Source organism: Parasphingomonas halimpatiens (genome assembly GCF_036663795.1).
GTDB lineage: Bacteria > Pseudomonadota > Alphaproteobacteria > Sphingomonadales > Sphingomonadaceae > Sphingomonas.
The window spans coordinates 168055-184904 of the sequence record NZ_JAXOJP010000003.1 but is presented as its reverse complement, the minus strand read 5'-3'; the positions used below and the strand labels follow the sequence as shown (position 1 = coordinate 184904).

General features: G+C 67.3%; 16 protein-coding genes. 5 read left to right on the top strand and 11 right to left on the bottom strand.

Annotated elements, in window-relative coordinates:
* Nucleotides 1-2 precede the first annotated feature (2 nt).
* Nucleotides 3-806 carry a TrmH family RNA methyltransferase gene (locus U1839_RS04805; protein ID WP_332802526.1) on the top strand — a complete coding sequence of 268 codons (804 nt, stop codon included), beginning with the start codon at nt 3-5 and terminating at the stop codon, nt 804-806.
* A gap of 60 nt (nt 807-866) precedes the next feature.
* Entirely contained in the window at nt 867-1550 is a 684-nt protein-coding gene (locus U1839_RS04800; RefSeq protein WP_332802525.1) for an META domain-containing protein, read from the top strand.
* 21 nt (nt 1551-1571) lie between these two features.
* Here the strand turns inward: U1839_RS04800 and U1839_RS04795 are convergent, their stop codons facing one another.
* Nucleotides 1572-2255, bottom strand: a complete 684-nt coding sequence (locus U1839_RS04795) for a tetratricopeptide repeat protein (protein WP_332802524.1) — start codon at nt 2253-2255, stop codon at nt 1572-1574.
* Between the two features lie 69 nt (nt 2256-2324).
* The gene (locus U1839_RS04790) at nt 2325-3719 is read right to left on the bottom strand and encodes a DNA recombination protein RmuC (RefSeq protein WP_332802523.1); all 1395 of its coding nucleotides are present in this window, start codon (nt 3717-3719) and stop codon (nt 2325-2327) included.
* A gap of 96 nt (nt 3720-3815) precedes the next feature.
* Here U1839_RS04790 and U1839_RS04785 point away from each other — a divergent pair, with 96 nt between their 5' ends.
* A complete protein-coding gene (locus U1839_RS04785; protein WP_332802522.1) occupies nt 3816-5477 on the top strand; it encodes a formate--tetrahydrofolate ligase in 1662 nt (553 codons plus the stop codon).
* Between the two features lie 323 nt (nt 5478-5800).
* Here U1839_RS04785 and def read toward each other — a convergent pair whose 3' ends face one another.
* Both def and recR read right to left on the bottom strand, forming a co-directional pair.
* Complete coding sequence (gene def, locus U1839_RS04780; protein WP_332802521.1) at nt 5801-6331, bottom strand: peptide deformylase; 531 nt, start codon at nt 6329-6331, stop codon at nt 5801-5803.
* A gap of 31 nt (nt 6332-6362) precedes the next feature.
* Complete coding sequence (gene recR / locus U1839_RS04775; protein WP_332802520.1) at nt 6363-6959, bottom strand: recombination mediator RecR; 597 nt, start codon at nt 6957-6959, stop codon at nt 6363-6365.
* A gap of 53 nt (nt 6960-7012) precedes the next feature.
* On the opposite strand from recR, the gene fmt reads away from it, so the two are divergent.
* Complete coding sequence (gene fmt / locus U1839_RS04770) at nt 7013-7918, top strand: methionyl-tRNA formyltransferase (protein WP_332802519.1); 906 nt, start codon at nt 7013-7015, stop codon at nt 7916-7918.
* Nucleotides 7915-8664: a tRNA pseudouridine(38-40) synthase TruA gene (gene truA, locus U1839_RS04765; RefSeq protein WP_332802518.1), complete on the top strand. Its 750-nt coding sequence runs from the start codon at nt 7915-7917 to the stop codon at nt 8662-8664. Before fmt ends, truA begins: the two co-directional genes overlap by 4 nt.
* On the opposite strand, the gene U1839_RS04760 is transcribed toward truA, so the two are convergent.
* From U1839_RS04760 to U1839_RS04730, 7 genes are all read right to left on the bottom strand, one after another.
* Complete coding sequence (locus U1839_RS04760; RefSeq protein WP_332802517.1) at nt 8654-9838, bottom strand: class I SAM-dependent RNA methyltransferase; 1185 nt, start codon at nt 9836-9838, stop codon at nt 8654-8656. The genes truA and U1839_RS04760 overlap by 11 nt on opposite strands.
* Nucleotides 9835-11226 carry an NAD(P)H-hydrate dehydratase gene (locus U1839_RS04755; RefSeq protein WP_332802516.1) on the bottom strand — a complete coding sequence of 464 codons (1392 nt, stop codon included), beginning with the start codon at nt 11224-11226 and terminating at the stop codon, nt 9835-9837. The genes U1839_RS04760 and U1839_RS04755 overlap by 4 nt, the downstream gene beginning before the upstream one ends.
* Nucleotides 11223-11603 carry a hypothetical protein gene (locus U1839_RS04750; protein WP_332802515.1) on the bottom strand — a complete coding sequence of 127 codons (381 nt, stop codon included), beginning with the start codon at nt 11601-11603 and terminating at the stop codon, nt 11223-11225. Before U1839_RS04750 ends, U1839_RS04755 begins: the two co-directional genes overlap by 4 nt.
* A gap of 7 nt (nt 11604-11610) precedes the next feature.
* The gene (gene ilvD, locus U1839_RS04745; RefSeq protein WP_332802514.1) at nt 11611-13332 is read right to left on the bottom strand and encodes a dihydroxy-acid dehydratase; all 1722 of its coding nucleotides are present in this window, start codon (nt 13330-13332) and stop codon (nt 11611-11613) included.
* A gap of 8 nt (nt 13333-13340) precedes the next feature.
* On the bottom strand, nt 13341-14072 hold the full coding sequence (locus U1839_RS04740) for an N-formylglutamate amidohydrolase (protein ID WP_332802513.1): 732 nt from the start codon (nt 14070-14072) through the stop codon (nt 13341-13343).
* Nucleotides 14073-14277: 205 nt separating this feature from the next.
* Nucleotides 14278-15105 carry a 4-(cytidine 5'-diphospho)-2-C-methyl-D-erythritol kinase gene (locus tag U1839_RS04735; RefSeq protein ID WP_332802512.1) on the bottom strand — a complete coding sequence of 276 codons (828 nt, stop codon included), beginning with the start codon at nt 15103-15105 and terminating at the stop codon, nt 14278-14280.
* Between the two features lie 13 nt (nt 15106-15118).
* Complete coding sequence (locus U1839_RS04730) at nt 15119-16777, bottom strand: electron transfer flavoprotein-ubiquinone oxidoreductase (RefSeq protein WP_332802511.1); 1659 nt, start codon at nt 16775-16777, stop codon at nt 15119-15121.
* Between the last annotated feature and the right edge of the window lie 73 nt (nt 16778-16850).

The following is a 16850-nucleotide window of genomic DNA, read 5'->3' as shown; positions in this document are numbered from 1 at the left end:
GCTTGCCGCGCGAAATTACCGCCTATTCCAACCCGCTGATCAAGCGCGTCCGGTCGTTGCGCGAAAAGCGCCACCGGCGCGAGGAAGGGCTGTTCCTCGCCGAGGGGCTGCGCATCCTGACCGAAGCGCGCGAGGCGGGCCGGCTGCCGGTCTATCTGTTCTTCGCGCGTGACAGCGCCAACCATCCGCTCGTCCGCGCGCTGGTCGCCGATGTCGAAGCCGCCGGTGGCGAGGCGATCGAGACGGTCCCGGACATCCTCTCCAAACTGTCCGGCAAGGATAACCCGCAGGCGGTCGTCGGCGTGTTCGAGGAATTCGCCGTCACGCTCGACCAGATCGATCGCACGCGTTCGCCGATCTGGCTGGTCGCCGAGCGGCTGCGTGATCCCGGCAATCTCGGCACGATACTGCGCACCGGCGATGCGGTCGGGGCCGGTGGCCTGATCCTGATCGGCGAGTGCGTCGATCCCTTCTCGGTCGAGGCGGTCCGCGCCAGCATGGGCGCGCTGTTCACCGTGCCCGTCGTCCAGTCGGGGTGGGGTGAGTTCCTCGTCTGGCTGCGCAAGGGTCCCGGGCAGCTGGTCGGCCTCAGCCTCGACACCGAGCATGACTATCGCGCCGCGCGATACCTTGTGCCGACCTTCCTGCTCACCGGCAACGAGTCGCAGGGCATGCCCGATGGCTATGCGGCGGCGTGCGACCTGCTGGTCAAGATCCCGATGCGCGGCAAGGCCGACAGCCTCAACGCGGCCGTGGCGACCGCAGTGATGGCCTATGAGGTACTCGCTCAGACCGCAGGTAGCTGAACGGGCAAGTCACGCACGGTTCAGCGTTTGCCGGTTAGCCCGGGTGCTGGGAGAAACGCTATGAAACCGATTATCGCGCTTGCCGCCCCTGCCCTGTTGATCGCGACCGCCGCCACCGCCCAACCCGCATCGCCGCCGTACCGCGCGTCGGGCAGCGAACCGACCTGGACGCTGCGCATCGATCGCGGCCTCATAGCCTTCGCTGCACCGCGCGAACGTTTGCGCGTCGTCGCCCCCGCCCCGGTCGCGCGCCCCAGCTTCAACGGCCTGCGCTACGTCACCCCGCGGATCACCGTCGACGTGACCTACGTCCGCTGCATCGACCTGCGCACGCGCGAGGCCTATCATGACCGCGTGACCGTCATGGTCGGCCGGCGCAGCTTCAGCGGATGCGGCGGCGAGAAGCTGACCCCGACGCTCGCGCTCGCCGGCACGCGCTGGATGATCGCCGCGGTCGACGGTCGCCCCGTCCGTACCGCGCGCACCACCGACATCCGCTTCACCGATACGCGCATCGCCGGCAATGCCGGGTGCAACAGCTTTGGCGGTGCCTATCGTTTTGCGGGCGACCGCCTGAGCACAGGCCAGGTCATGACGACAAAAATGGCCTGCGTGGGGCCGGGCGCTGACGTCGAGGGTCGCTTCCTTGCGGCGATTGCCAGCGCGCGTGTCGTGCGTAGCGGCGCCGATACGATCACGCTGTCCGGCGAAAGCGGCACGATAGAGTTGCGCGCTGCACGCTGATCTTACAGCAGTGCTCGGGTCTCAGGTGTGGCGCTTTCGCTGCTCGGCAATCCACCGCAGTTCGCCCTGCGACTTGGTGTCGCCGGGATCGAGTTCGAGGCACTTGCGATACATCGCTTCAGCCTCGTCGAGCTTGCCCTCCTCGACGAGATTGTAACCGAGGCCACGCCATGCGCGCCCGCGCTCAACCTTCAACGATGCCGAATCAAATTCGGCACTTTCATCCGCACGACGATAGGTGGCGTCGGAGGCCGACCAGTTATGTTGCTGCTGATAGGCGAAGCCCAGTTCGTTGAGATAATGGGCGTGATGTGGTGCCATCGCCGTGGCGCGCTCCAACAACGCCGCAGCCTCGCTGAAATGATGGCCGTCGTCCAGGATATAACCCTTCAGGAACAATGCCCTGCACCAGCCTGGTCCGATCGCGATGGCGGACTTCTTGGCGGTTGCGGCCTCCATCAGGTACAGTAGCGTCTCCGCGTAACTCGAGCTGCAGTAGATGGCGCGCTTCTCGCTGGCGAACCGGCGCTGATAGGCGTCGAGCGTCGTATCGAGAATGGGCGTGGCCTCACCCAGCTTGCCGTCGGACACAAGTTGGTCGGCACGATCGACGGCTGCGGCTTGCGGGTCGGAATCGGCTTGCTTCCCCGGCGTCGCAGGAACAGCGGCAAGAACCATGGCGGCTGCGATCACAAGCAATGTCATGCGCTTCTCCCGAAAGCAGCAACGTCATAAGCGTACGGCGACGGCTCCTTCAATGATTGTCTTCCACCGTCATTCCGCCGCTTCGCCGATGTCTTCGATCAACTTGGGAACCTCGCCATAGCGCGCCAGTGCCTCGACGGGGGGCACCTCCTCGATCTCGCGGGCGCCGGGCTCGATGTTTAGGCCGAGAAATTTCCGGCCACTGCTTAGAACGTTACGCTCGAAGCTTCCAACGAACTTGTTGTAGTTGTTGACCGCGCTCGACAGCCCGCTCCCCATGACACGCAAATGCTGCGCCGAAATGGCGAGGCGGTCGTACAGCTCCTTGCCCAGTTCGCCGATCTTGCGCGCTTCCTTGGCCAGCTTCTCCTGTCGCCACACCGCCGACACCGTCCGTGCGATCGCGATGAGATTGGTCGGGGTCGCCAGCAGCACGCGCTTTTCGAACGCGAAATCCCACAAGGTCGGATCGTGCTCGAGTGCCGCGGACAGGAAATGCTCGCCCGGCACGAACATGATGACATAATCGGGTGCGTCGGCGAACTGGCTCCAATAGGCCTTGTTGCCCAGCGCGTTGACATGCGCGCGCATCGCCGTCGCATGCGCCGCCAGCCCGATCACCCGCTCCGCCTCGTCGACCGCGCCAAAGGCATCCTGATAGGCGTTGAGCGAGACCTTGGCGTCAATCACCAGCGCACGACCGCCGGGGACGCGAATGATCGCGTCGGGGCGAAGCCGCCCGCCTTCATCGTCGCTGACGCTGACCTCGGTCTGGAAATCGGCATGCTCGGACAGGCCGCAGGTTTCGAGCACGTTCTTCAACTGCTGTTCGCCCCACCGCCCGCGCGACTTGGGCGCGTTGCGCAGCGAGTTGACCAGCTTGGCCGCCTCGCTGCTGACCTTTTCCTGGCCGACGCGCATCGCCTCGATCTGGCCCTTAAGCTCGCTGAACGCGCCCTTGCGCTCGGCCTCGACCTTGCCGACCGCCTCTTCGTAGCGCAGCAGTCGATCGCTGACCGGTTGCAGCATCGATTTGAGATTCTGCCCCGCCGTTTCTTCCGACTGGCGAAAACGCTCGTCGGCGCGCTTGAGGAACACCTCCTGCGCCTGCCCCAGCGCCTTGGCCGACAGTTCGGCGAACTGCCCGGCCATCGCCTCCTTGGCCTCGAGCAATTCCTTCTGTCGCGACTCGAACGCCGAGGCGAGCGTCTTCAACTCGATATTCTCCAGCCGCGCGATGTCGCGCTCGTCGCGCAGCAACGCGGCTTCCTCGCGCATCAGCTCCGCACTTCGTGCGCGTTCCTCGGCCGCAGCTAGATCGACGATGGCGCGCTTGAATTCCTCGGTACGCGCGTCGCGCTCGGCACGGAGTTGCGCCGTACCCCGGCTGCCGAGCAGCCACCCGATCAGCGCCCCCCCGACGAGCACCGCCACAACCACCAGCGCCGTCATCATTCCGTCCATTCACGCCTCACAGAACATTCGGCGAACTTTCTAAACCGTACGCGACGATTGGCAAAGTGCCTTGCGGTGGACCGTGCCGACGTTACCCTTCGCGGCATGTTGAGCGACATCGAGATCTCGCGCGCCGCCACGCTTCAGCCGATCGGCGTGATCGCCGAGCGTGCCGGGCTCCCGGCCGAGGCGATCGAACCCTATGGTCGCCACAAGGCCAAGATCGACCTCGCGCTGGTGCCGCCAGCGACCAGCCGGGGCAAGCTGATCCTGGTGACGGCAATCAACCCGACTCCGGCCGGCGAGGGCAAATCGACCACCTCGGTCGGCCTTGCCGACGCGCTCAACCGGATCGGCCGCAAGACCGTGCTCGCCCTGCGCGAGCCGTCGCTCGGACCGTGCTTCGGCACCAAGGGCGGCGCGACCGGCGGCGGCTATGCCCAGGTCGTGCCGATGGAGGACATCAACCTCCACTTCACCGGCGATTTCCACGCCATCACCGCGGCACACAATCTGCTCGCCGCGATGATCGACAATCATATTCATTGGGGCAATGCGCTCGACATCGACACGCGGCGCATCGTCTGGCGCCGCGTGCTCGACATGAACGACCGGGCGTTGCGCGAGATCGTCCAGTCGCTCGGCGGCCCGGCCAATGGCTTTCCGCGCGAGTCCGGCTTCGACATCACCGTCGCGTCGGAAGTGATGGCGATCCTCTGCCTCGCCAGCGAGATCGCCGATCTGGAAGCGCGGCTCGGACGCATCGTTATCGGCTATAGCCGCGACCGTCGGCCGGTGACGGCGCGCGATCTCAAGGCGGATGGCGCCATGGCGGTGCTGCTGGCCCAGGCGATCAAACCCAATCTCGTCCAGACGCTCGAAGGCAATCCGGCGCTGATCCATGGCGGACCGTTCGCCAATATCGCACATGGCTGCAATTCGGTGATCGCGACACGGACGGCGCTCGGCCTCGCCGATTATGTCGTCACCGAAGCCGGGTTCGGGGCGGATCTCGGCGCGGAGAAGTTTTTCGACATCAAATGCCGCCAGGCGGGGCTCAAGCCCGCCGCAGTCGTACTGGTCGCGACGGTCCGCGCGCTCAAGATGAATGGCGGCGTCGCCAAGGCGGACCTTGCCCGGCCGGATTATGAGGCGGTGCACCGCGGTGGCGTCAACCTGTCCCGCCATATCGAGAATATCCGCCAGTTCGGTCTGCCGGTGGTCGTCGCGATCAACCGCTTCGACGGCGACACCGAAGAGGAGTTCCAGGTCGTCCGGGAAATTGCCGCCGCGCAAGCCACCGAGGCGGTGCTTTGCACGCACTGGGCCGATGGCGGCGCGGGGGCCGAGGCGCTGGCGCGGCATGTCGCCGACCTGTGCGACCATGGCGCCCCCCGGTTTGCACCGCTCTACGGTGACGACATGCCGCTCTTCGAGAAGATCAACAGCGTCGCCACCCGCATCCACCGCGCCGACGCGGCGATCGCCGAGCCCTCGATCCACCGCCAGCTCGCACGCTGGGAGGCTGCCGGCTTCGGCCATCTGCCGGTCTGCATGGCCAAGACGCAGTACAGCTTCTCGTCCGATCCGACGAAGCTGGGGGCGCCGACCGGTCACGTCGTCGACGTACGCGAGGTGCGGCTCTCGGCGGGCGCGGGTTTCGTGGTGGCGATCTGCGGCGAGATCATGACCATGCCCGGCCTGCCCCGCGTCCCCGCGGCGGAGAATATTCGCCTGGTCGACGGGGTTATCGAGGGGCTGTTCTGACCGACCCATCACCTGCTTACACCTGCTTTAGCAGGGTATGATTTTTCGTTGCGCGGGCGTATTTGGCGCCATGTCGTAAATAAGAAGCAATAGTCGTACTTTGCCAGCATATCCTCGCGCCGGAGCGAAGGCGCGAAGTCCAACTTAACAGGTGGCGAGCAGGTCTGCGAGCAGGCGGCACCGTCCTGCTAGCAGGTGACCGTTAGTATCAACCACGATGAGAAAGAGCGGTGCGACACGCATGGCGCGCCGTCCGCCCTCACCCTCGGGCATCTATCGGTGATGTTGAATCGACGCGGGTGCGAAACCCCGCGTTGCGAGCCTCAGGCGGCCTTACGCATCTTGGCGAGCTTCTTGAGCACCAGTTCGCGCTTCAACCGCGAAATGTGGTCGATGAACAGCACGCCGTTGAGGTGGTCGATCTCGTGCTGGATGCAGGTCGACAGCAGGCCGTCCATTTCCTGCTCATGCTCCTTGCCGTCGCCGTCGAGCCATTTGACGCGGCAGCGCGCCGGGCGCTCTACCTCGGCATATTGCTCGGGGATCGACAGGCAGCCCTCGCTGTAGCTCGCCAGCTCGTCGCTCAGCCACAGCAGCTCGGGATTGACGAACGCCATCGGCTTGCGCGCGCGCTTGGCATCCTCGCCCTCGCCTTCGGGTTCCTGAAGGTCGATGACGACGATACGACGCTCGATCCCGACCTGGGTCGCTGCGAGGCCGATGCCGTGCGCGTCGTACATCGTGTCGAACATGTCGTTGATGGTGTCGCGCACGCCGTCGTCGATGGTTTCGACGGGTTTGGCGACGGCGCGCAGGCCGGGATGCGGCACTTCGAGGATTTCCAGCAGGCTCATATCCGCGAGCTAGGAAAGGTGGGGCGACTCGTCAAGCGACAGGACGCCGCGCGCGCAGTGCCTGGGCCAGCGTTCCCTCGTCGAGATAGTCGAGTTCGCCGCCGACCGGCAGGCCGTGCGCCAGTTGCGTGACGCGCACCGGAAAGCGCTCGATCCGGTCGGCGATATAATGCGCCGTGGTCTGCCCTTCGAGCGTGGCGTTCATCGCCAGCACGACCTCGTCGATCCCCCCGGCCTCGATCCGCCGGACGAGCGAATCGATCGTCAGGTCCTCGGGCCGCACGCCTTCGAGCGCCGACAGCCGCCCGCCGAGCACGTGGAAGCGCCCCGGGAACAGGCGCGAGCGATCGAGCGCCCACAGGTCGGCGACCTCCTCGACCACGCACAGCGCGCGCGAGTCGCGGCGCGGGTCGGCGCAGACGCCGCACGGGTCGGTCGTGTCGACATTGCCGCAGATCGAGCAGGTGGCGAGGCGCTGCTCGACTGCGGTCAGCGCCGAGAGCAGCGGCCCCAGCGCGGCCTCGCGCTTCTTGAGCAGGTGCAGCACGGCGCGCCGCGCCGAACGCGGGCCAAGGCCGGGTAGCCGGGCCAGCGCCTGGGTCAGCGCTTCGATCTCGGGAGATGCCATGCGGAACAGATAGGGGGTTGCGCACCCCTCTGCCAAGCGGCGAGAGAGGTGCCATGCGCATCGTCTTCATGGGAACCCCCGATTTCGCCGTGCCGGTGCTCCAGGCGCTGGTCGATCATGGTCACGATGTGGTCGCGGTCTACAGTCAGCCGCCGCGTCGCGCCGGGCGCGGCAAGGCACTGTCGCCGTCGCCGGTGCAGCAGCGTGCCGAGGCGCTGGGACTCGAAGTCCGCGCGCCCGTCACGTTGCGCGACACGGCGGAACAGCAGCGCTTCGCCGCGCTCCGCGCCGATGTCGGCGTCGTCGCGGCCTATGGCCTGATCCTGCCGCGCGCCGTGCTCGACGCGCCGCGCCATGGCTGCCTCAACGTGCACGGGTCGTTGCTGCCACGCTGGCGCGGCGCGGCGCCAATCCAGCGCGCGATTCTCGCCGGCGACGGCGAGACCGGTATCGACATCATGCAGATGGAGGCCGGGCTCGATACTGGTCCGATCCGGCTTGAGGAAAGCACGCCGGTCGTGGGCAAGACGGCAGGCGACCTTACCGCCGAACTGAGCGCGATGGGCGCGCGGCTGATGGTCACGGTGCTTGCCGACCTCGCTACCTATCCGCCGATCGCGCAGTCGGAAGAGGGCGTCACCTACGCCGCCAAGATCGACAAGGCCGAGGCGCGGATCGATTTCGCGCAACCCGCGATCGCCATCGAGCGCCAGGTGCGCGCCTTCAATCCCGCGCCGGGCGCCTTTTTCGAGCTGAATGGCGAGCGCATTCGCATCCTCGCCGCCGTCGTCGAGCCGGGGACCGGCAGCGCCGGTACGGTGATCGACGACGATCTCGGCATCGCCACCAGCGCCGGCATCATCCGCCCGACCGCGCTGCAACGCGCCGGTCGTGGCGTCATGACGTCAGCCGAATTGCTGCGCGGCTTCGCGATTTCGGCCGGTACGCGTATCGCGTGACCCGCTTTGCGCTGACGATCGAATATGACGGCCGGCCCTTCATGGGCTGGCAGCGCCAGCCGCATGGACCGAGCGTGCAGGAAGCGATCGAAACCGCCGCTCACGCGATTACCGGCGAAACCGTGGCGGTGTACGCCGCCGGCCGCACCGACGCCGGCGTCCATGCCACCGCGATGCGCGCGCATCTTGAGATCGCCCGGCCGATCACCGCCTTCCGCCTCGGCGAGGCGCTCAACGCGCTGGTCCGCCCTGCTCCGGTCGCGATCCTCGCCTGCGCCATCGTCCCCGACGACTGGCATGCGCGCTTCTCCTGTATCGGCCGGCGCTACGAATATCGCATCGTGACAAGGCGTGCGCCGCTGACCTTCGAGGCGGGACTTGCCTGGCGCGTGCCGACGCCGCTCGACGCGGCGGCGATGGCGGCAGGGGCGCGGCACTTGCTCGGGCGCCATGACTTCACCACCTTCCGCTCGGCGCATTGCCAGGCCGACAGCCCGCTACGCACACTCGACCGGCTCGAGGTGACGCAGCATGGCGACCGCATCACCGTGTTCGCCGAGGCGCGCTCGTTCCTGCACCATCAGGTGCGCTCGATGGTCGGCTGTCTTGCGCTGGTCGGTCAGGGCAAATGGACGCCCAACGACGTGGCGACCGCGCTCGCGGCGCGCGACCGTGCCGCGCTTGGGCTCAACGCCCCGCCCGATGGCCTTTATTTCGTCGGTGCGGAATATCCGCTCAGCGACTGAAGCGCGCCGCCAGTTCTACATGCGTCGACCAGCGAAACTGGCCGACCGGCTGAATCCAGTCGAGCGTGTAGCCACCCTGAACCAGGATCTCGGCATCGCGGGCGAAGGTACCGGGATTGCACGAAACATAAGCGATTACCGGGGTGGTCGCCGCCGCCAGTTGCAGGACCTGTTCGCGAGCGCCGGCACGTGGCGGATCGAGCACGATCGCCGCGAAGCGATTGCTCTCCTCGCTGGTGAGCGGGCGGCGGAACAGGTCGCGATGGTCGGCGAAGACGCGCCGCCCGGCGAGCGTAGCCGCTGCCTTGAGCGCTCCGATCGGATCGCGCGCGCCCTCGGCGGCATAGACCCGCCCCGGCAGCGCCAGTGCGAAGGTGCCGAGCCCGGCGAACAGATCGGCGACCGTCGCGGCATCGCCAATCGCCAGCCGCACGGCATCGACCAGCGCCGCCTCGCCCTCGCGCGTCGCCTGGAGGAAGGCGGCATAGGGTAAAGGCACGGCAACCCCGCCGAGCGTGATGGTGAGAGGCTCAGGCTCCCAGCGATTTTCCGGGCCGTCGCCATTGTCGATCGCGATGCGCGCAACGCCGTGGCGCTGGGCAAAGGCGGTGATCGCCTCGGCCGCCGCCAGCCCCTCGGCGGCAATGCCCTCGATCAGTAGGTCGGGCCCCTGGTCGGCCTCGACGAGATGAAGGCGCACGCGGCGCTTGGGCTTCATCATCTTGCTCAGCAGCGCACGCAGCGGTGCGATCAGCGCGAACAGCGCCGGGGTGAGGATCCAGCATTCCTCCAGATCGATCAGCGCGTGGCTGGCATTCTCGCTGAACCCGATCCGCACGCGCCCGCCGCTCATTTCGGCCTGCAACGCTGCGCGGCGACGGGTGAGTGGCGGCGACAGCAGCGGCGTCCGGATCTCGGTCGCCAGCCCATGCGCCGCCAGCGCACCCTCGATCCGATCGGAAACGAAGTCGGCATAACAGGCATCGTCGAGATGCTGGAGCTGGCAACCGCCGCAGGTCGGGAAGTGCCGGCATGGCGGCGTCGCATGGTGCAGGCCGGGGACGACGGTGCCGTCCGCCATCAAGGTATCGCCCGGCGCCGCCAGCGGGGCATGGCGCCCGTCGGCGGTCACGCCGTCGCCGCGTCCGGCGATGCGGATGATCGTGTCACTCACAGTGAATCCCTTGTCATTGTCAGTGCCGCCGCGAGATCGTCGGCGATGAACGCGCCGCCCAGACGCCGCGCCGCCTCGGCGTGCAGCCATACGCCCGCGCCGATCCGGTCGAGCGCCGGACTCGTCCCGGCCGACAGCATCGCCGCGATGGTGCCCGCCAATACATCGCCCGTACCGGCCGTAGAAAGCCAGGCGCTGGTGGGCTCGGCAAGGCGGACCTGGCCGTCGGGCGCGGCGATGACGGTGTCGGCGCCCTTGAAGACGACGAACGCCCCGGTGCGCCGCGCCGCTGCGCCTGCGGCATCGATCTTACTGCCGTTCGGCGTGCCAAACAGCGCCGCGAACTCGCCGGCGTGCGGCGTCAGTGCCGTTGGCGCTCCGCGCGCTGCCAGCTTATCGAGTCGATGCTCGTCGAGCATGTGCAAGGCATCGCCGTCGATCACCAGCGTATGCGGACAGGCGATTGCCGCGTCGAGGCGCGCGACCGCGTCGCTATCCCGTCCGAGGCCCGGACCCACCAGCACCGCACCGATCCTTTTGTCGGTCAGCGCATCGGCGTCCCATGGTCGGCGCACGATCGCATGCGGCGCGATCGGTCCGCCCGGTCCCAGCAGCAGGACATAACCCGCCCCGGCCCGCATCGCCGCCTCGGCCGCGAGCTCGGCGGCGCCCGGCATTGCTCCCGCGATGACCGCGACCATACCGCGACTGTATTTGTGCGCATCGGCGTCCGGCGACGCCAACGCCGGCCTGCCCAGCACGCTAAGGTCGCTCGTCACGGGGATGCCGATATCGAGCAGCCTGACCAATCCGCAATGTCGCGCCGCGGGTTGCAGCAGATGTGCCGGCTTGGCGGCCCCCAGCGCCAGCGTGACGTCGAAAACGGGAACCTCGCCGAGCAGCTTGCCATCGTCGGTCCCGACCCCGCTCGGCACGTCGACCGTGATCGACAGGCGCGCGGCGCGGGCGAGCGTGACCAGCGGACCGCTGATCGCCGCGTCGAGCGGGCGCGACAGACCCGTGCCGAACAGCGCATCGACGAGCACCGGGGCTGGCACGGCATCGGCCAGCGCTTCGACCGGACCTTGCCAGCCGAGGCGGGCATGGCGCGCCGCCTCGGTGCCCGGCGGAGCGCTGGCCGCAACGCGCACCGCGACGCCGCGCGCCGCCAACGCCGCTGCCGCGACATAACCGTCGCCGCCATTATTGCCGGGGCCGCACAGCACCAGCACCGGGGAGCCGCCACCGAGCCGCCACACCGCCTCGGCAACCGCTGTGCCCGCGCGATCCATCAGCTCGATCACCGAGGTGCCGCCCGCGACAACGGCATCTTCCGCCGCGCGCATCGCCGCGGCGGTGACCACCGGCAGGCCGGCAAGCGGCGTCATGAGCCGCGCGCCGTCGCGCCCTTGACGGTGGCGGGGAGCCGGTAGCGATCACCGCCCAGCGCGACCTCGATGCTATCCTGGCCGATCACCGTGACAAAGGCCTTCTCGGCCCCGTCGGCGGCAACGACCCCGCGACCGTCCTTGGTCACGAGCAGGCGATGGAACGACCCATCGGGATGGCTCACAGTCAGCACCAGCCCGTCGGCCGCTGCGACGCGGTCCACGGTGCAGACGCGCGCGAAATCGTTCGAGCCATGCTGCGCGCAGACGATCAGCCCGCGTTCCTCGGCATCGTTGCGTTGCCGCCCCTCGACCTGTGCTAGGACGTTGCGGTCGGCGGTCTGCTCGCCACAGCCGCCCAGCATCAAGGCCAGCAACGGGCCGCTAGATATCCGCGTAGACATGGGTTTCGGCGCTGGCTCCGGGGTGGGTGACCGCCCCCCTATAGGCCGGGCCGACATTGACCGCATAGCGCCACAATGCGCCCGACTGATAGTCATGGCGTCGCGGCTGCCATTTGGCGCGTCGCTCGGCCATGATTTCCGGGGCAACGTCGAGGTCGATCGTCCCCGCCTCGGCGTCGATGCGGATAATGTCGCCATTCTCGACCAGCGCGATCGGCCCGCCTTCGGCCGCCTCGGGGCCGACATGGCCGATGCAGAAACCGCGCGTCGCGCCGGAGAAGCGCCCGTCAGTGATCAGCGCGACCTTTTCGCCCAGGCCGAGGCCGTAAAGCGCGGCGGTGGTCGACAGCATCTCGCGCATGCCGGGGCCACCCTTGGGTCCCTCATAGCGGATGACGATCACTTCGCCCTCGTTGATCTCGCGATTCTCGACCGCGGCGAAGGTGTCCTCCTCGCATTCAAAAACCCGCGCAGGTCCTTCGAATTGCAGCCGATGCATGCCCGCAACCTTGACGATCGCACCATCGGGCGCGAGGCTGCCGCGCAAGCCCACCACGCCGCCGGTCGGCGAGAGCGGTGCCTTGACGTCGTAGATCACCTTCTGGTCGGGGTTCCACGTCACCTGGTCGATATTCTCGCCCAGCGTCTTGCCCGTCACGGTCAGGCAATTGCCGTCGAGCAGGTCGTTGGCGAGCAGCGTCTTCATCAACATATAGACGCCGCCGGCCTCGTACATGTCCTTGGCGACATATTTCCCACCGGGTTTGAGGTCCGCGATGTAAGGTGTTGTCTTGAAGACCTCGGCGACGTCGAACAGGTCGAAGGAGATGCCCGCCTCATGCGCCATCGCCGGCAGATGCAGCGCGCCATTGGTCGACCCGCCCGTCGCCGCGACGACACGAGCCGCGTTGACGAAGGCGGCGCGGGTGCAGATGTCGCGCGGGCGGATATTGTCGGCGAGCAGCTCCATCACCTGCGCGCCGGCCGCGACGGCAATCTGCTCGCGCGTCGAATAGGGCGCCGGCACCATGTTCGAATTGGGCAGCGACAGCCCGATCGCCTCGCCGACGCACGCCATGGTGTTGGCGGTATATTGCCCGCCGCACGCGCCGTGCCCTGGGCAGGCGACCTTTTCGAGTTCATGCACTTCCGACAACGGGCAGGCCCCGGCCGCATACTGGCCGACCATCTCGAACACATCGACCACGGTGACGTCACGACCATGGAAGCGACCCGGCAGGATCGAGCCGCCATAGACGAAGATCGACGGGATATTGAGCCGCAGCATCGCCATCATCATGCCGGGCAACGACTTGTCGCAGCCGGCAAAGCCGACCAGCGCGTCATAGCAATGCCCGCGCACGCTGAGCTCGACCGAGTCGGCGATGACCTCGCGGCTGACCAGCGAAGATTTCATGCCCTGATGGCCCATCGCGATGCCGTCGGTGACGGTGATCGTGTTGAAGCGCCGCGGCATGCCGCCGGCCTGGATCACCCCGCCGCGCGCGGCATCGGCCTGCGCGTCGAGCGTGGTGTTGCACGGCGCGCTGTCGTTGCCGGCGCTGGCGAGCGCGACGAACGGCTTGGCGATATCCTCTTCGGAAATCCCCATCGCGTAATAATAGCTGCGATGCGGGGCGCGTTCGGGACCCACCGAGACGTGGCGGCTGGGCAGGCGAGACTTGTCGAAGGAGCGTGTCATGCGCGCGCCTATGTCGCGAGAGGGGTATCTCGCGCAAGACTATTGCGTATCGTTTCCAGAATCGGTGCAAGAATGTCCGTCCAGCGCGCCACACCGACGTCGTCTCCGATCAGGTCGTTGCGCACCTCGATGGCGAGGCTGGGGATGCCCGTTGCCTCCCCGTGCCGGTTGAGCGTCGCGTTGAGCACCCGGCCCGAATAGGGCTCGTTGTCGCCGGTCGGCAGGCCAGCCGCGCGCAGCAGGGCAACCGCAAGATCGGCGGCGCGGCGATCGCGATTGGACAGGATGCCGATTTCCCACGGGCGATGCGCGCCATCCTGCTCGAGCCGGGGCGTGAAGCTGTGGATCGAGGCGAGCAGGGTCGGCCGGGTCTCGCGGATCACCTCGGCGAGGGCGCGGTGATAAGGCGCGTGGAACCGCACAATGCGCGCGTCGCGCACCTGGGGCTGGTTGCCGGAAATGACATGGCCGTCGCTGATCTCCGGCACGAGCCCGGGATGGTCGGGCTGGCGATGCAGGTCGATCACGAGGCGCGAAACCGTCGCCAGCACCGCCGGAGCCCCCAGCCTAACGGCCAGTGCCTCGGTCAGCGGCGCGGCGCCGATATCGATCGCGATATGCTTGTCGAGCAGATGTGGTTCGACGCCGAGATCGATTCCGTCGGGAACGGCATTCGAGGCATGGTCGCAGATCAGCAACGTGCCGCCGGGCTTGCCCGCGATATGGCGCGGCGCGCTCATGCGACACGCAAAAGGGCGACAGGCGCAAACCTGCCGCCCTCCTGGGGGGATGGCGCGCGGCGGGGCCGAGGACCACCGACAGGCGCGCCGTGCGGCACGGCGGACCTGTTCGCACGGTGCCCAGCAAGAAGGGTGCCATAAGCGGTCGCCCGCCTTGTTCCGATGCGATGCGGTGCTTGCTGTGCCGAAACGGGGCGGACGACTGTCACGCGAGCACCGATTCGAGACACCACCAGTGCGGTTGCGCGGCGCGGATCGTCATCGCGGCCGCCGCGCGGCGCGCTTCGCTGGCGAATAGCGCGAAGCAGGTCGCGCCCGATCCCGACATGCGCACGAGCAGCGCATCGGTGGTGGAGAGCATGGCCAGAACCTCATCGATCACCGGCGCCAGCGCCCGTGCCGGCGCCTCGAGGTCGTTGCGACCGGCAATCGCACGGTCGAGCGTCGCGCCCGCCGCGATCGGGCCGCGATCGACCCGGTCCCATCCGGCAAATACACGGGCGGTCGACACCGCGCCCCCCGGGTTGACCAGCAACACCGCCACCCCGGCGACGCCGTCGATCGGTTCGAGGACCTCGCCCCTGCCCCCGCCGAGCGCGGTGACGCCAAGCAGGCATGCCGGGACGTCGGATCCCAGCGCCGCCGCGCATTCGAACAATCGTCGATCATCGAGAGCGACACCGTCGCGCCGCGCCAGCGCGCGCAACGCCGCCGCCGCGTCGGCCGAGCCGCCGCCGATCCCGGAAGCGACCGGCAGGCGCTTGTCGAGCATGAACCTGCCCGCCTCGGCCACCCCTAACGCGGCGGCATAGGCACGCGCCGCGCGCAGCACGAGATTGTCGTCGTCGACCGCCAGATCGGCTCCGAAAGGCCCGGTGATCGCCAGAGCCAGGTCACCCGGCTCCAGCGCCAGCACATCGCCGTCGCGCAGGAAGGCGAACAGCGTCTCCAACTCGTGATAGCCATCCGCGCGCCGCGCACGAACATGCAGCGCGAGGTTGATCTTTGCCGGCGCCGTCTCGACGATCTTCATCGGGTCCGCACCGTCACATGTTCGGGTAATTGGGGCCCCCGCCGCCCTCCGGCACCACCCAGTTGATGTTCTGGGTCGGGTCCTTGATGTCGCAGGTCTTGCAGTGGACGCAGTTCTGCGCGTTGATCACGAACTTCGGATCGCCCTCTTCCTGTCCGACGATCTCGTACACCCCGGCCGGGCAATAACGCTGCGCCGGCTCGTCATACATCGGCAGGTCGTATTTGACCGGAATGTCGGGGTCCTTGAGCGTCAGATGGACCGGCTGATCCTCCTCATGGTTGGTGTTCGACACGAACACTGAGGAGAGGCGATCGAAGGTCAGCACGCCATCGGGCTTGGGATAGACGATCGGCTTGACCTGGTCCTTGCGCCACAGGCTCTTGTGGTCGGGATGCTGCTTCATGGTGAAGGGCATCTTGATCCCGAAATATTCGAGCCACATCGTCGCGCCCGACAGGATCGTGCCGAGCGAATCGCCGAACTTCTCGACCAGCGGCAACACGTTGCGGACGATCGACAATTCCTTACGGACCCAGCTCTGCTCGAACGCCTGCGGATAGGCGGTCAGTTCGTCGCCGCTGCGGCCGGCCTGTACCGCCGCAAATGCTGCTTCGGCCGCCATCATCGCCGACTTCATCGCGGTATGCGTGCCCTTGATGCGCGGGACGTTGAGGAAGCCGGCGCTGTCGCCGACCAGCGCGCCGCCGGGGAAGACGAGCCTGGGGATCGACTGCAACCCGCCGTCGCTGATCGCACGGGCGCCGTAGGAAACGCGCTTGGCCCCCTTCAGGATCTCGGCGATCGCCGGGTGCGTCTTCCAGCGCTGCATTTCCTGGAACGGCGAGAGATAGGGGTTGGAGTAATTGAGCCAGGTGACGAAGCCGAGCGCGACCTGGCCATTGGCCTGATGATAGAGGAACCCGCCGCCATTGGTACCGGTCTCGGACAGCGGCCAGCCCTGGGTGTGGATCACCCGGCCCGGTGCGTGCAGCGCGGGGTCGATATCCCACAATTCCTTGATGCCGAGGCCGTAGACCTGCGGCTGGCTGTCCTTCGCCAGATCGAAGATGCGGATCATTTCCTTCGTCAAATGCCCGCGGCAACCCTCGGCAAAGAAGGTGTATTTCGCGTGCAGTTCCAGCCCCGGCTGGTAATCGGGCTTGTGCGTGCCATCGCGCGCCACGCCCATGTCGCCGGTCGCGACGCCCTTCACTGAGCCATCCTCATTGAACAGGATTTCGGCTGCGGCAAAACCGGGGAAAATCTCGACACCCAGCTCTTCCGCCTGACTCGCCAGCCAGCGGCACAGATTGCCAAGGCTGCCGGTAAAGGTGCCCTTGTTGTGCATGAACGGCGGCGTGATGAAATGCGGCAGGCCGAAGCGCTTGTGCTTCGTCAACACCCAATGCTGGTTGTCGTTCACCGGCACCTCGGCGAGCGGGCAGCCCTTGTCCTTCCAGTCGGGAATCAGCTCGTCGAGCGCCTTGGGGTCGATCACCGCCCCCGACAGGATGTGCGCCCCGATCTCGGAGCCCTTTTCCAGCAGACACACCGACAGTTCGGCACCGGCTTCATTCGCCAGCTGTTTCAATCGGATCGCCGCCGACAGTCCGGCTGGCCCGCCGCCGACCACGACGACGTCATAGGGCATGGACTCGCGTTCGCTCATGTTCGTCTCCCAACGGGACATTTGCGATCCTGTCGTCGCGTCCCAGCCACGGCTTGTCCATCTGCGCGTGCCA